Annotated in this window: 13 protein-coding genes; 7 read left to right on the plus strand and 6 right to left on the minus strand. The window is 68.2% G+C overall.

Translation table 11 applies throughout. The features are described 5' to 3' along the window. Both AC1DQP_RS08600 and AC1DQP_RS08605 read left to right on the plus strand, forming a co-directional pair. The coding region (locus tag AC1DQP_RS08600) for an energy transducer TonB (protein ID WP_457320519.1) at positions 1-310 on the plus strand (310 nt) is incomplete at its 5' end. Positions 311-479: 169 nt separating this feature from the next. Then, positions 480-1,061 (plus strand): energy transducer TonB, encoded by a 582-nt coding sequence (locus AC1DQP_RS08605; protein ID WP_457320517.1) that lies wholly within the window; start codon positions 480-482, stop codon positions 1,059-1,061. A 217-nt stretch (positions 1,062-1,278) separates the two neighbouring features. Here AC1DQP_RS08605 and aroA read toward each other — a convergent pair whose 3' ends face one another. The 4 genes from aroA to AC1DQP_RS08625 all read right to left on the minus strand — a co-directional run bounded on the left by aroA (position 1,279) and on the right by AC1DQP_RS08625 (position 6,139). Then, positions 1,279-2,592 carry a 3-phosphoshikimate 1-carboxyvinyltransferase gene (gene aroA / locus AC1DQP_RS08610; protein ID WP_457320515.1) on the minus strand — a complete coding sequence of 438 codons (1,314 nt, stop codon included), beginning with the start codon at positions 2,590-2,592 and terminating at the stop codon, positions 1,279-1,281. A gap of 117 nt (positions 2,593-2,709) precedes the next feature. Beyond that, positions 2,710-3,918, minus strand: a complete 1,209-nt coding sequence (gene pheA, locus AC1DQP_RS08615) for a prephenate dehydratase (protein ID WP_457320513.1) — start codon at positions 3,916-3,918, stop codon at positions 2,710-2,712. 52 nt (positions 3,919-3,970) lie between these two features. Further along, positions 3,971-5,056 carry a 3-phosphoserine/phosphohydroxythreonine transaminase gene (gene serC, locus AC1DQP_RS08620; protein WP_478051421.1) on the minus strand — a complete coding sequence of 362 codons (1,086 nt, stop codon included), beginning with the start codon at positions 5,054-5,056 and terminating at the stop codon, positions 3,971-3,973. A 282-nt stretch (positions 5,057-5,338) separates the two neighbouring features. Then, positions 5,339-6,139: an FHA domain-containing protein gene (locus tag AC1DQP_RS08625; RefSeq protein ID WP_256774497.1), complete on the minus strand. Its 801-nt coding sequence runs from the start codon at positions 6,137-6,139 to the stop codon at positions 5,339-5,341. A 120-nt stretch (positions 6,140-6,259) separates the two neighbouring features. On the opposite strand from AC1DQP_RS08625, the gene AC1DQP_RS08630 reads away from it, so the two are divergent. The 3 genes from AC1DQP_RS08630 to AC1DQP_RS08640 all read left to right on the plus strand — a co-directional run bounded on the left by AC1DQP_RS08630 (position 6,260) and on the right by AC1DQP_RS08640 (position 8,426). Then, a complete protein-coding gene (locus AC1DQP_RS08630; RefSeq protein ID WP_457318973.1) occupies positions 6,260-6,535 on the plus strand; it encodes a polyhydroxyalkanoic acid system family protein in 276 nt (91 codons plus the stop codon). Positions 6,536-6,622: 87 nt separating this feature from the next. After that, the gene (locus tag AC1DQP_RS08635) at positions 6,623-7,123 is read left to right on the plus strand and encodes a phasin family protein (protein ID WP_256774499.1); all 501 of its coding nucleotides are present in this window, start codon (positions 6,623-6,625) and stop codon (positions 7,121-7,123) included. 271 nt (positions 7,124-7,394) lie between these two features. Then, a complete protein-coding gene (locus AC1DQP_RS08640) occupies positions 7,395-8,426 on the plus strand; it encodes a restriction endonuclease (RefSeq protein WP_457318974.1) in 1,032 nt (343 codons plus the stop codon). Positions 8,427-8,494: 68 nt separating this feature from the next. Here the strand turns inward: AC1DQP_RS08640 and hutC are convergent, their stop codons facing one another. Then, on the minus strand, positions 8,495-9,223 hold the full coding sequence (hutC, locus tag AC1DQP_RS08645) for a histidine utilization repressor (protein ID WP_256774501.1): 729 nt from the start codon (positions 9,221-9,223) through the stop codon (positions 8,495-8,497). A gap of 30 nt (positions 9,224-9,253) precedes the next feature. Beyond that, on the minus strand, positions 9,254-10,645 hold the full coding sequence (locus AC1DQP_RS08650) for a formimidoylglutamate deiminase (protein ID WP_457318975.1): 1,392 nt from the start codon (positions 10,643-10,645) through the stop codon (positions 9,254-9,256). 63 nt (positions 10,646-10,708) lie between these two features. Between AC1DQP_RS08650 and hutI the strand changes: the two genes are divergently transcribed. Continuing rightward, positions 10,709-11,908 carry an imidazolonepropionase gene (gene hutI, locus AC1DQP_RS08655; RefSeq protein ID WP_457318976.1) on the plus strand — a complete coding sequence of 400 codons (1,200 nt, stop codon included), beginning with the start codon at positions 10,709-10,711 and terminating at the stop codon, positions 11,906-11,908. Positions 11,909-11,931: 23 nt separating this feature from the next. Continuing rightward, positions 11,932-13,283: histidine ammonia-lyase (gene hutH, locus AC1DQP_RS08660; RefSeq protein ID WP_478051422.1), on the plus strand; the 1,352-nt coding region annotated here is incomplete at its 3' end.

The following is a 13,283-nucleotide window of genomic DNA, read 5'->3' on the forward strand; positions in this document are numbered from 1 at the left end:
GGCCGACGCCGCCCCTGCCGCGCCCGCCGCTGGCGGCGAGCGTCCACAGCCGATCGCCGATCAGTCGCCRCCGCCAAGCTACCCGCCGGCCGCACTGCGTCGCGGTGATACCGGCACGGTGGTGGTGCGCGTGGAGGTGGATGCCACGGGCTATCCGTCCAATGTCACGGTGATCGAGCGCAGCGGTTCACGCGATCTTGATCGTGCCGCCTCCGATGCCGTGCGTCGCTGGCGCTTCACCCCGGCGCACAGCAATGGCCAGGCCGTGCCGGGAAGCATTGAAGTGCCGTTCGACTTCAAGCCGCAGTAATGCGCTGCAACCATCCTCGTTCGCGCGGCTGTCACGCGCGGCGATTTGGCAACGACTCATCAAGCTGAACCTCGTCGGGAATGCAGTCGCCGCGTTGACGTTGCGGTGACACATCCGCAACCGTTCACGGGCAAGACTGCGGCTGTCACAACGACACCAGGAGTCCGCCATGAGTGTTACCCATGCCCACGACATGCACGCCTCGCCGCAGCACCAGCGCGATGCGACCGATGAACCCGCCCGTCGCGGCACTTCGCCGTGGTTGTGGATGGCGTTGATCGTGGCGATGTTTGCCGCCGCGCTGGTCTGGCTGCGTTACGCCAACCCTGATGACACCAGCACTGCACCGGTCGGCGAGCGCATGCTGCCGGCGACGCAGACCCCGGTAGCCACGACTGCGCCGGCACCGGCTGCACGACAGGCCACCCCGGCCACTACCGCACAGCGCAAGGCCACGCCGGTGGCGCGCAACCGCGAGGCACGCCCGCTGGCCAGCAACACCAAGCCGACCTATCCGGCCTCCGCGCTGCGTAATGGCGTGCAGGGCAGCGTGGTGGCGAGCTTGAACGTGGACCCGCGCGGCCATGTCACCGATGCCAATATCGTGCAGCGCACCGGTTCGCGCGATCGCGATCTGGACCGTTCGGTGTTGAACACCGTGCGTCAGTGGCAGTTCGAGCCGGCCATGAGCAATGGTCGTGCCGTGGCCAGCGTGGTGCGCGTGCCGGTGGATTTCCGCACCGAGCGTTAAGCGGTTGCGTAGACGCGTAACGAAAAGGGAGGCCAATGGCCTCCCTTTTCGTTGGCAATTCGCATGCGGTGCAAAGCACCGGTAGTGCCGAGCCATGCTCGGCAGCCAGGCGACGCACGAAACGGAGCGGAGGAGCGGAAGAGCGGAAGAGCGGAAGAGCGGAAGAGCGGAAGAGCAGCCGAGCATGGCTCGGCTCTACCGTCTGGTTTTTTTTCGATCAGCCTTGGCGGAGACCGAATCCTGCCCCTGTGGCCAGGCCATCGAAATCCGGGAACGAGGTTGCCACGTTGGCGATGTCATTCACGCGCACCTCGCCATTGCTGAGCTGGCCGGCAATGGCAAACGCCATGGCGATGCGGTGGTCGCCATGGCTTTCAATGGTGCCGCTGCCGAGCACGGCACCGCCGTGGATGGTGGCGCCGTCGTCGGTTTCGTCCACCTGCACGCCCAGCGTGCGCAGGCCCGTGGCCATGGCCGCGAGGCGATCGGATTCCTTCACCCGCAGTTCGGCGGCACCGCGCACCACGGTGTTGCCGTGCGCAACGGCGGCAGCGACGAACAGCGCGGGGAACTCGTCGATCATGTCCGGCACGAGCGCTTCGGGAATCTCCGCGCCGTGCAGCGGGGCATATCGCACGACCAGATCGGCCACGGCTTCACCGCCCTGCTCGGCGTGGTTCTCTTCGCTGATATCCGCGCCCATCAGCCGCAACGCGGCCAGCAGGCCGGTGCGGCGCGGGTTGAGGCCGACCGCGCGCAGGCGCAGTGTCGAGCCGGGAATGATGCTGGCGGCCACCAGGAAGAACGCGGCGGACGAGAAATCGGCCGGCACCACGATGTCGGTGGCGCGCAGGCGTTGGCCGCCGCGCAGGCGGGCCTTGCCGGGCGAGAACTCGATATCCACGCCGAAGGCGCGCAGCATGCGCTCGCTGTAGTCGCGGGTGGGGTGCGGCTCGCTGACCGAGGTCTCGCCATCCGCGTACAGGCCGGCCAGCAGCACGGACGATTTGACCTGGGCACTGGCCACCGGCGAGGCGAATTCGATGCCCTTGAGCACCTGCCCGCCGTGCACGCGCAGCGGCGGCGTGCCATCGGCTTCCGTATCGATCTTCGCGCCCATCAGCGCCAATGGACCGGTGACGCGGCGCATCGGCCGGCGCGACAGTGACTCATCGCCCACCATCACGCTGTCGAACGGCTGGGCGGCCAGGAGGCCGGCGAGCAGGCGCATGCCGGTGCCGGCGTTGCCGCAGTCCAGCGGCGCCGACGGTGCCTTCAGCCCATCCACGCCGACGCCATGCACCACGCGCTGCGACGGCGACGGGGTGTCGATGCGCACGCCCATCTGCGAAAAGATGGCAGCGGTGGCGCGGGTGTCTTCGCCTTCCAGGAAGCCATCGATATGCGAGACGCCATCAGCCAACGCGGCGAACATCACCGAGCGGTGCGAGACGGACTTGTCGCCGGGAATGGTCAGGCTGCCCTGCAGGGGCTGGCCCTTGTGGGCGATCCAGTACGGAGAAGCAGTCATCGAAATTCCTAGGGGACGGGCCGCCACGGCGGCGATGCAACGGTGTGCGGAAGTGGCTTCGGCAGCCGCAGGGGCGCCGGGCCGGGCGTAGCGCGCATCGCGGCTACGCCCCGGGGATCAAGGAATGGCAACCGGATAAGAGCCAAGGATCTTGATCTGCGCCGAGTGCGCCTTGAGTTCGGCCAGCGCGGCCTGCATGGCGTCGTCCTCGACATGGCCGGCCAGGTCGATGAAGAAGCCGTATTCCCACTTGGCATTGTGCGAGGGCCGCGACTCGATGCGGTTCATGCTGATGCCGTGGCGGGCGAACGGGCTGAGCACGTCGAACAGCGCGCCGGGCTTGTCGTGGATGAACACCAGCACCGAGGTACGGTCGTGGCCGGAGCTGGGGAAGATGTTGCGGCCGACGACCAGGAAGCGCGTGGTGTTGTCCGCGTCATTCTGGATCGGCTTGGTCACCACCTTCTTCAGGCCGTACACGTGCCCGGCACTCTCGCCACCGATGGCGGCGGCGTCATCGGCATTGCGCGCGCGGCGGGCGCCTTCGGCGTTGCTGGAGACCGGGATCTTCTCGGCCTTGGGCAGGTTGGCGCGCAGCCACGAGGAGGTCTGCATGAACGACTGCGGGTGGCCGTAGACGCGCTCGACATCCTCCAGCCGGCCACTGCGCGACATCAGGTACTGCTGCACGCGCAGTTCCACTTCGCCGCAGATCTTCAGGTTGGAGGTGAGGAACATGTCCAGGGTGATCTGGATGGTGCCCTGCCCCGAGTTTTCCACCGGCACCACGCCGAAATCGGCGTTGCCCGCTTCTACTTCCTGGAACACTTCTTCGATGCTGGCCAGCGGCAAGCCCAGCGCCGAGCGCCCGAAATGCTTGAGCACGGCCTGCTGGCTGAAGGTGCCTTCCGGACCGAGGTAGCCGATCTTCAACGGCTCCTGCTGGGCCAGGCAGGCCGACATGATTTCGCGATACACATGGACCAGCACTTCATCACTGAGCGGGCCTTCGTTGCGGTCCACCACCATGCGCAGCACCTGCGCTTCGCGCTCGGGGCGGTAGTAGTCCACCGCGGCAGCGAGCTTGCCCTTGGCCTTGCCGACCTGGTGGGCGAAGTTGGCGCGCTCGGCGATCAGCGCCTGGATGCTGCGGTCGATGTGGTCGATCTTGGCGCGCACGTCCGACAGCACCGGCGCGGGCAACGCGGCCTCGGGCGTGGACGCGGGCTTGCCGTCAGGCGTGGCCTTGGCGGTGGCCTTGGTCTTGGTCGACGCCGGCGTGGGGGGCTTGGCCTTGGCGACGGGCTTGGCGGGTTGTTTGGCCATCAGGGATTCCAGGTGCAGTGGGGCGGCACGCGCCCCGGTCGAAACGAATGACTCAGCCGTGGCGTTGCTGGAACTCGGCCATGAAGGCGGCCAGCGCCTGCGCGCCCTCCACCGGCATGGCGTTGTACAGCGAGGCACGAATGCCACCGACGGCGGCGTGGCCCTTCAGCGCGAGCAGGCCGGCGGCCTTGGACTCGCTGACGAAGCGCGCGTTGAGGGTGTCATCGGGCAGGAAGAAGGGGATGTTCATGCGCGAGCGGGCGGCCGGCACCACGTCATTGCGGTAGAAGCCGCCGGAGCCGTCGATGGCGCCGTAGACCAGCGCGGCCTTGGCGGCGTTGCGGCGGGCGAACTCCTCCACGCCACCCTCAGCCAGCATCCACTGGAACACCAGCCCAGCCAGGTACCAGTTCCAGGTGGGTGGGGTGTTGAGCATCGAATCGCGGCCCACGTGCGAGCGGTAATCGAAGATGTCCGCGCGCGGCTGGCCGCTGCGCTCGAGCAGGTCCCGGCGCACGATCACCACCGACACGCCGACCGGGCCGAGGTTCTTCTGCGCGCCGGCGTAGATCAGCCCGTACTTGCTGACATCCAGCGGTTCGCTGGCAATGGACGAGCTGAAATCGGCGAACAGCGGCACCTGACCGACGTCCGGGGTATCGCGGAATTCGACACCGTGGATGGTCTCGTTGGCGGTGATGTGCACGTAGGCCGCATCGGCCGAGAGCTGCCAGATGTCGCGCGCGGGGATGTCGTGGAAGCCGTTGGCTTCGCTGCTGGCGGCGATGTGGACGTTGACGTAGGGCTTGACCTGCTTGATCGCGGTCTTGCCCCAGTGCCCGGTGAGCACGTAGTCCACCGTCTGGCCGGGCTGGGCGAAGTTGAGCGCGAGCAGGGCCTGCTGGGTGGTGGCGCCACCGGCCAGGAACAGCACGGCGTAGTCATCGGGGATGCCGATCAGACGGCGCAGATCGGCGTCGGCCTGGGCGGCGACAGCCATGAACTCCGGGCCGCGGTGGCTCATTTCGACAATGGAGGCGCCAGCGCCATTCCATTCCAACATCTCTTCCTGCGCCTTGCGCAGGACCGATTCCGGCAGGGTTGCAGGGCCGGCACTGAAGTTGAACGCGCGCGTCATGTCACACCTATGGGGCAAGACCCCTAGTATGCCGCAGCGCACCAGGCTTGCGGCCTTGCAGCACAAGGCAAATTTGGTTGCAAACGAATCTATCCGACCACCTTCCGGTAGTGCCGCCCGCTGGCCGGCAACCCATGACCCATCACCACAAGTAGTGCCGGCCGCTGGCCGGCAACCCATGACCCCATCACCACGCGAGTAGTGCCGGCCGCTGGCCGGCAACCTCATGACCCCACGAGGACACGCGCCGAGCCGCCCAACAGCCGCCCTACCGCAGACGCGTCAACGTGCCCCGAACCACAGCAGGCCGCTGATGACGGCCGCCAACAGCAGCGAACTGGCCAGCAGCCACGGCCAGCGGCTCACGCGTCGCGGCTTGACCGGCACGGCGGTCGGTGCCGGCAGGTCGAGCAGGTCATCCTCGTCTTCGCTGACGATGCGCACGCGGCTGTCGTGCGGCACTTCCAGCACGAAGCGGTGCTGGGTATCGAACACCAGCTGGTCGCCCGGCAGCAGCCAGCAATGCCGCACCGCCACGCCGTTGACCCGGGTTGATTCACCCGCCCCAAGGTCACGCAGCAGCACGCGGTCGCCGTGCAGTTCCAGCCGCGCATGCTGCTCGGCGAAGGCCGGATCGTCGACGACGATGTCCGCGTCGGCGCTGCGGCCGATCAGGCGCGGGCGGTCCAGGGTGAAGCTGCGGCCGTGGTGCTGGCCTCCGAGTCCGCGTAGCAGGCGCTGCTCTTCGCTGCCGGCGTCGCTGCGCACGGGGGCCTGGTTGGCCGCCTCGCATTCGCCCTGGATGAGCATCTCCACGCCATCGGCGTAGACCGCATCACCGGCCCGCAGCATCGCCATGCGCCGCACCGGGCGCCCGTTGACGTGGATGCCACGGATGCCATTGGCCACCTGCAGCCACAGGCCGCGGTCGTCCAGGCAGAACTGGGCCAGCAACAGGTTGCCGACCGCGTCGTTGCTGAGGCGGACACTGCCCGAGGCGTGGCGCACGATGCGTTGCACCCCGGGCCGCAGGGGCTGGTCGGGCTGTTGGCGATGGGTGAAGTGAACTAGCAGGTTCTGCACGCGGCGAAAGCCTAGCAGGTTGCATGTCATCGAAGAAGAAGTGTGACGCAGACCWTGGAGTTGCGCGCAAGGATGCGCACAATGCACGCCCTTCCCCGCAGCCGCCCGCCAGGAGCCTTCATGTCCAACATCGATATCCGCCACGCCCACACCCTGCCCGCCGATGGCGCGCGCCAGGCGATCGAAGAGGTGGCCGCCAAGCTGTCCGAGCGCTTCGGGCTGCAGAGCAGCTGGGTGGGTGACGTGCTGAATTTCAACGGTTCCGGCGTGGACGGTGCGATCGAACTGCATCCGGGCGCCGTGCGGGTCACCGCCAAACTGGGCTTCCTGCTGTCGGCGATGAAGGGCATGGTGGAGAGCGAGATCCAGCGCGTGCTTCAGGAAAAGCTGGGCTGAACCCCGTCCGCCGCGCTGCGCCGGCCATCACACCGCGCAAAGCCGGCGCTGATTAGCATCCGGGGTGTCCATCAACAGGATCGCCCCATGACCGCACACGACGACTTCGACGACCGCGATACGCGCAGCCCCGGCGACAAGCCCTCGCTGCAGGAACAGGCCGAACGCTTCTCGCGCAAGCTGACCGGTTCGGCCCAGCAGGTGTGGCTGGCCGGGCTCGGCGCCTTTGGCCGTGCCCAGGCCGAAGGCAGCCGCTTCTTCGACAATCTGGTGAAGGAAGGCGAGACCATCGAGGCCCGCAACCGCGAAGAAGCTGGCGACGCGCCGCGCTGGCGCGACAACGTGGAAGAACACCTGGGCGAAGCGCGCGAAAAGGCCGCCGGTACCTGGGACAAGGTGGAGAAGGCCTTCGACGACCGTGTCCAGGGCGTGCTGAAGCGCCTGCACATCCCCACGGCCGAAGACGTGGCCGCGCTCAATGCGCGGATCGATGCGCTGAACGCGCGGGTCAACCGGGCCGAGTCGCGCAACAACTCCCCCAATGCCGACCCGGCTCCGGGCAGCCACCAGTCTCCGGGCGGCGCCTGACTGCCGCCCCACCCCGACTCCACCGAATGTTGCAAAGCAGCACCGCTTTGTTGACAATCGGAATCGACCCGCCAATCGCTGTTGCGCCGTTTGTTCCCTCCCCTCACGGCTATGGATTGGCGGGTTTTTTGTGCCCGATAGCCTGACAAACTGAGACGCCTGTCACCGGGTACGCACGCGGTGCCGCTGGACCTGCATTGATGACGTTCCGCAGACGCCCGCCAGCGCATATAAACTGTCTACGCACCCCCGCGTTCAACCTCAGCGCCTCATGTTCTCCTGGATTCTCGCGTTACTGTTGGCCCTCATCGTCTGGACGCTCTGCGCCGCCTGGTTCTGGCTGGTGAAGCGACGCCGCAAGGAGACCCGGCTGGGCCTCAATGCCCTGGCAGGCATGCACTGGCGTGACTTTTCCGAGATCGTGCGGCGTGCCATGCGCGAGCAGCGCGGCCTGCAGGACGTGCCCGGCGAAGTGGACGACAGCCGCGAACCGCGCAGCGATTTCCTGATGCAGGACGCCCAGCAGCAGCGCTGGCTGCTGTCGTGCAAGCACGGACGCGCGTACCGGATCGGCACGGCGGCGGTGAATGAGCTGGGCGCCGCCGCGCGGTTGGCTGGCGCCCGCGGCGGCATCCTGATCACCGAGGGCATGGTCGAGCGCGATGGCCGCAGTGCCGCCGAGAAGCAGGGTGTGGAAGTGCTGGACGGGCACCTGCTGTGGCCACTGCTGCAGCCCTACCTGCCCGGCGATATGGAATCGCAGGTCAAGACCGCCGCGCGCCGTGAGGCGATCCGCCGCATTTCGATTGCCGCACTGGGCTCGCTGACGCTGGGGCTGCTGGTTGGCATGGGCTACCTGACCTCGCGCATGGATCACGCCACGGTGGCCGAGACCGAGGCGCCCGCCCGTGCCGCTGGGGCCACGCCTGCCGCATCTGTGGCGGCGCAACCCGCGCTTTCGCCGGCTACGCCGGACCCCGCGCCCGCCACCGCGATCGCCGCTGCACCTGCCGCCGGCACCCCGGGCATCCTCGGCGACGACGCCGATCCGGACCCGGCCACGCTGGCGCGCTACCAGAAGGAACTGGCCCGCACCCTGACCACCCAGCCGGGCGTGCTCAGCGCGTTCTGGTTGACCCGGCAGACCCTGGCGGTGAACCGCAACGACGAGATCGACACGATCTGGCCGCGGGTCTGCACCGAAGTGAAGCGCTACCCGTCACTGCGCACGGTGCGCATCCAGCTCAACCCGCGCGTGGGCGTGGACGAGCCGGTGCGCTGGCGCCAGTGCGCCACGCTGTGAACCAGCACGGGTAGATCGGCCACTCGGAACCGCGCGCATGGCGGTCCCCGCAACGGCAGCGACAGCCGCTAGCGCCCGCCGGGCGCGAAGCGCGCCACCAGGTCCCAGGCATCGCCGAGGAACATCTGCCTCACACAGGTGATCGGCTGCTCGCCGCGCCAGGTCAGCCGGTCGATGACCAGGCAGGCGGTCCCCGGCTTGACCTCCAGCAACGCGGCGGCCGCCTCGTCGGCGCCCCAGGCACTGATGCGGTGCTGGGCGCGCGTCCAGGACACGTTCTGCAGCAGCCAGCTGCCCGGCGCGGTGGTGTCGAAATCCACGTCCAGCACTTCCGGCACGCAGACCGGGCTGATCAGACGGTGTTCCAGCGCGAACGGGCGACCGTCGGCGCGGTGCAGGCAGCGGATCGCCAGCAGCTTTTCGCCACCGGACAGGGCCATCTCTTCTTCAGCCTGCGCACGCGGCCGGCGATAGGCCCGCTCCAGCAGCTGGTAGCCATAGACATGCCCGCGCGCGGCCACGGCCATGGCGATATCGGGGATTTCCAGCGCCACCTGCTCCAGATGCGGCGGCTGCCGGGCCACGAAGGAACCGGCACGGCGACGGCGCTCGATCATGCCGCTTTCGGCCAGCGCGGTCAGCACCTTGTTCACGGTCATCCGCGAGCAGCCGTACTGCTCCATCAGCTCGTGCTCGTAGGGGATGCGGAACCCCGGCTGCCACTGGCCGCTGAGGATGCGGCTTTCCAGTTCGGCGCGGATGCGCTGGTTGAGGGTTTCTGCTTTCTTGCCCGTCACTCGGGAGTCCTGGAAGGGTGCGACCGGCACTCAGCCGGCCGACAACAACGTACGCAATGCATCGGCGAAACGAGCGGCCACTGCGTCACGCTGCAGGTGACGGCCCTGCTGGACCAGCTGGCGACCTTGGCGCCACACCGAACGCACCGCACCATTACGTGCGGCGAACACCCAGCTGTCAAGCAAGGCATCGCCGTCACGGGCGATCAGCGCCGGATGCGACGGATCCAGCTCCACCACGTCGGCCGGCGCGCCCGCCTGCAGCCCGCTGGCCACGCCCAGCGCCTGGCCGGCGCCGTGCAGCGACTGTTCGAACAACCAGCGGCCGCTGGACTGGCCATCGCCCGGGGCCAGCACGTTGCGCCCGCGTAGCTGCAGGCGCTGCCCATATTCGAGCAGGCGCAGTTCCTCGGCCGCATCGATCAGCACGTTGGAGTCCGAGCCAACCCCGAACCGGCCGCCGGCCCGCGCGAAGGCCTGCATCGGGAACAGACCGTCGCCGAGGTTGGCCTCGGTGATCGGGCACAGGCCCACGACCGCGCGGCTGGCCAGGATACGGCGCACTTCATCGTCATCCACATGGGTGGCATGCACCAGGCACCAGCGCGCATCCACGGCGGCATGTTCATACAGCCAGCGCACCGGCCGCAGCCCGCTCCACGCCACGCAGGCATCAACCTCGCGGGTCTGCTCGGCGATGTGGATGTGCACCGGGCCGGTGGTCAGCGGCAGCAGCGCCGCCAGCTCATCGCCGGTGACCGCGCGCAGGCTGTGCGGAGCGATGCCGAGCACCGCGTCGTCCATGCCTTGGAGTGCGCGGGCGCAGCCCTGCAGCAGCTCGGCAAAGCCGTCCACGTCGTGGATGAGGCGGCGCTGGGCCGGATTGGGCGGCGCGCCACCGAAATCGGCGTGCGCATAGAACACCGGCAACAGGGTCAGGCCGATGCCACTGCCCTGCGCGGCCGCAGCAATGCGCTCGGCCATTTCGGCACGGTTGGCATACGCGCTGCCGTCGGCGGCGTGATGCAGGTAGTGGAACTCGCCGACCCGGGTGAACCCGGATTCGAGCATCTCCACGTAGGCCTGCTCGGCGATGGCCTGCACCGCGTCGGGCTGCAGGTGCGCCAGGAAGCGATACATCAGCTCGCGCCAGCTCCAGAAGCTGTCACCGCTGTTGCCGCCGATTTCGGTCAGCCCGGCCATGCCGCGCTGGAAGGCATGGCTGTGCAGGTTGCCCAGCCCCGGCAACGCAATGGCCAGCGCGGTATCACCGGGTTGCGCCGGCACCCCGGCGCTGACCTCGGCCAGCGTGCCGTTGGCGCAGACGATGCGCACATCGCGGGCCCAGCCCTGCGGCAACAGCGCGTGGGCGGCGTGGAAAACGAGCGGCGGCGTCAGAGCGGAGACGGGGGTGGCTGGCATCACTGGACATCCCGGAAGTGGCGCCTATATTGTATAGACATATAAGCCGATGTGGTTGCTGCCATGCACTGTGACACCCTCTGGTACAACGCCCACCTGATCACCGTCGATGGCCCGGACTTGGGGATTATCCAGGACGGTGTCATCGCGGCCACCGATGGGCGCATCGTGCATGTGGGTGCAGCCGGTTCAGAGGCACACCTGCAACCGGGCCAGCGCATCGACGCTGGCGGGCGCTGGATCAGCCCTGGCCTGATCGACTGCCACACCCACCTGGTCTACGCCGGCAACCGCGCCGGCGAATTCGAACAGCGCCTGCAGGGGGTGAGCTATGCCGATATTGCCCGTGCCGGCGGTGGCATCGTGTCCACGGTGCGCGCCACCCGCGCGGCCAGCGAATCCGACTTGCTGGCCGCCAGCCTGCCACGACTGGACGCGATGCTCGCCGAAGGCATCACCACGATCGAAATCAAATCCGGCTACGGCCTGAGCCTGGACGATGAGACCAAGCAGTTGCGCGTGGCCCGGGAGCTCGGCCAGCGGCGTGCGGTCGAGATCGTGCCGACCTTCCTCGGCGCGCACGCGATTCCGCCGGGGCGCGAGGCGCAGGAGTACATCGACGAGGTCTGCAACGTCATGATTCCGGCGGTGGCCGCGCAGGGCCTGGCTGAAGCGGTGGACGTGTTCTGCGAAAACATCGCCTTCAGCACCGCACAAGCCGAGCAGGTCTTCGCGGCCGCGCAACAGCATGGACTGGCAATCAAGATCCACGCCGAGCAACTCAGCAACCAGCACGGCGCCGCCCTGGCTGCACGTCATGGGGCGCTGTCGGCCGACCATATCGAACACCTGGATGCCGACGGCATCGCCGCGATGGCCGCCGCCGGTACCGTGGCGGTACTGCTGCCAGGCGCGTTCTATTTCACCCGCGATACCACCCTGCCCCCGATTGCCGCACTGCGCGCCGCCGGGGTGCCGCTGGCGCTGGCCACCGATTCCAACCCGGGCACCTCGCCGCTGACCAGCCCGCTGCTGGCCATGAACATGGCCGCCACGCTGTTCCGCATGACCGTGGACGAGTGTATCGCCGGCTTCACCCGTGAAGCGGCGCGCGCACTGGGCCGCCATGAGCGCATCGGCCGGTTGGCGGTTGGCCTGGACTGCAATCTGGCCCTGTGGGACATCGAGGCACCTGCCGACCTGGTGTACCGCATGGGCTTCAACCCGCTGCACGCGCGCGTGATGCGCGGCGTATCCGTCTGACCCTTGTGATGTCTGGAGATTCCATGAGTACTACCCTGACCCTGCAGCCCGGCGCGGTGACGCTGGCGCATTGGCGCGCGATCTTCGACGGCGCGCGCGTGCGCCTGGACCCGTCTTCGGCTGCGGCGGTGCTGCGCAGCGCGCAGACCGTGGCCGATATCGTGGCCAAGGGCGACCCGGTCTATGGCATCAATACCGGATTCGGCAAGCTGGCCAGCGTGCGCATCGAGCGCGATGACCTGGAAACCCTGCAGCGCAATATCGTGCTCTCCCACGCCGCCGGCGTCGGTGAGCCAATGCCCACACCGGTGGTGCGGCTGATGATGGCGTTGAAGCTGACCAGCCTGGCCCAGGGAGCTTCCGGCATCCGCCCGCAGACGCTGGCACTGCTGGAAGCGTTCCTGCAGCACGGCATCGTGCCAGTGATCCCCTGCCAGGGCTCGGTCGGCGCCTCGGGCGACCTGGCGCCGCTGTCGCACCTGGCCAGCGTGATGATCGGCGTGGGCGAAGCGTTCTTGAACGGTGAGCGCCTTCCCGCCGCCGAAGCGCTGGCGCGCATCGGGCTGACCCCGCTGGTGCTGGGCGCCAAGGAAGGTCTGGCGCTGCTCAACGGCACCCAGTATTCCACCGCCTACGCACTGGCTGGGCTGTTTGCGATCACCACCGTGTTCCATGCCGCGCTGGTCACCGGCGCGCTGTCGGTCGAAGCGGCCAAGGGCTCGGACACCCCCTTTGATCCGCGCATCCACCAGATCCGCGGGCAGCGTGGACAGATCGCCACCGCCGCAACGCTGCGCACGCTGATGCAGGGTTCGGCCATCCGCGAATCGCACCGCGACAACGACGTGCGCGTGCAGGACCCGTACTGCCTGCGCTGTCAGCCGCAGGTGATGGGCGCGGCGTTCGACGTGATGCGCCAGGCCGCCACCACGCTGGCGATCGAAGCCAACGGCGTGTCCGACAACCCGCTGGTGTTCACCGACACCAACGAGGCACTGAGCGGTGGCAACTTCCACGCCGAGCCGGTGGCCTTCGCCGCGGACATGCTGGCGATGGCGATCTGCGAGATCGGCTCGATCAGCGAGCGCCGCACCGCGATGCTGGTCGACCCGGCACTGTCGGGCCTGCCCGCCTTCCTCACCCCGAAGCCAGGCTTGAACTCGGGCTTCATGATTCCGCAGGTGACCGCCGCCGCGCTGGTCTCGGAGAACAAGCAGCGCGCCTACCCGGCCAGCGTTGATTCGATCCCGACCTCGGCCAACCAGGAAGACCATGTATCGATGGCCGCACATGGCGCGCGTCGGCTGCTGGCGATGGCCGAGAACGCGGCCAACGTGGTCGGCATTGAACTGCTGGCTGCCGCGCAGGGCTGTGA

Source organism: Stenotrophomonas sp. P5_A8, from assembly GCF_056400545.1.

Coding starts and splice junctions, on each gene's coding strand:
- AC1DQP_RS08605 (WP_457320517.1), top strand. CDS start 480: ATGAGTGTTACCCATGCCCACGACATGCACGCCTCGCCGCAGCACCAG.
- aroA (WP_457320515.1), bottom strand. CDS start 2,592: ATGACTGCTTCTCCGTACTGGATCGCCCACAAGGGCCAGCCCCTGCAG.
- pheA (WP_457320513.1), bottom strand. CDS start 3,918: ATGGCCAAACAACCCGCCAAGCCCGTCGCCAAGGCCAAGCCCCCCACG.
- serC (WP_478051421.1), bottom strand. CDS start 5,056: ATGACGCGCGCGTTCAACTTCAGTGCCGGCCCTGCAACCCTGCCGGAA.
- AC1DQP_RS08630 (WP_457318973.1), top strand. CDS start 6,260: ATGTCCAACATCGATATCCGCCACGCCCACACCCTGCCCGCCGATGGC.
- AC1DQP_RS08635 (WP_256774499.1), top strand. CDS start 6,623: ATGACCGCACACGACGACTTCGACGACCGCGATACGCGCAGCCCCGGC.
- AC1DQP_RS08640 (WP_457318974.1), top strand. CDS start 7,395: ATGTTCTCCTGGATTCTCGCGTTACTGTTGGCCCTCATCGTCTGGACG.
- AC1DQP_RS08650 (WP_457318975.1), bottom strand. CDS start 10,645: ATGCCAGCCACCCCCGTCTCCGCTCTGACGCCGCCGCTCGTTTTCCAC.
- hutI (WP_457318976.1), top strand. CDS start 10,709: ATGCACTGTGACACCCTCTGGTACAACGCCCACCTGATCACCGTCGAT.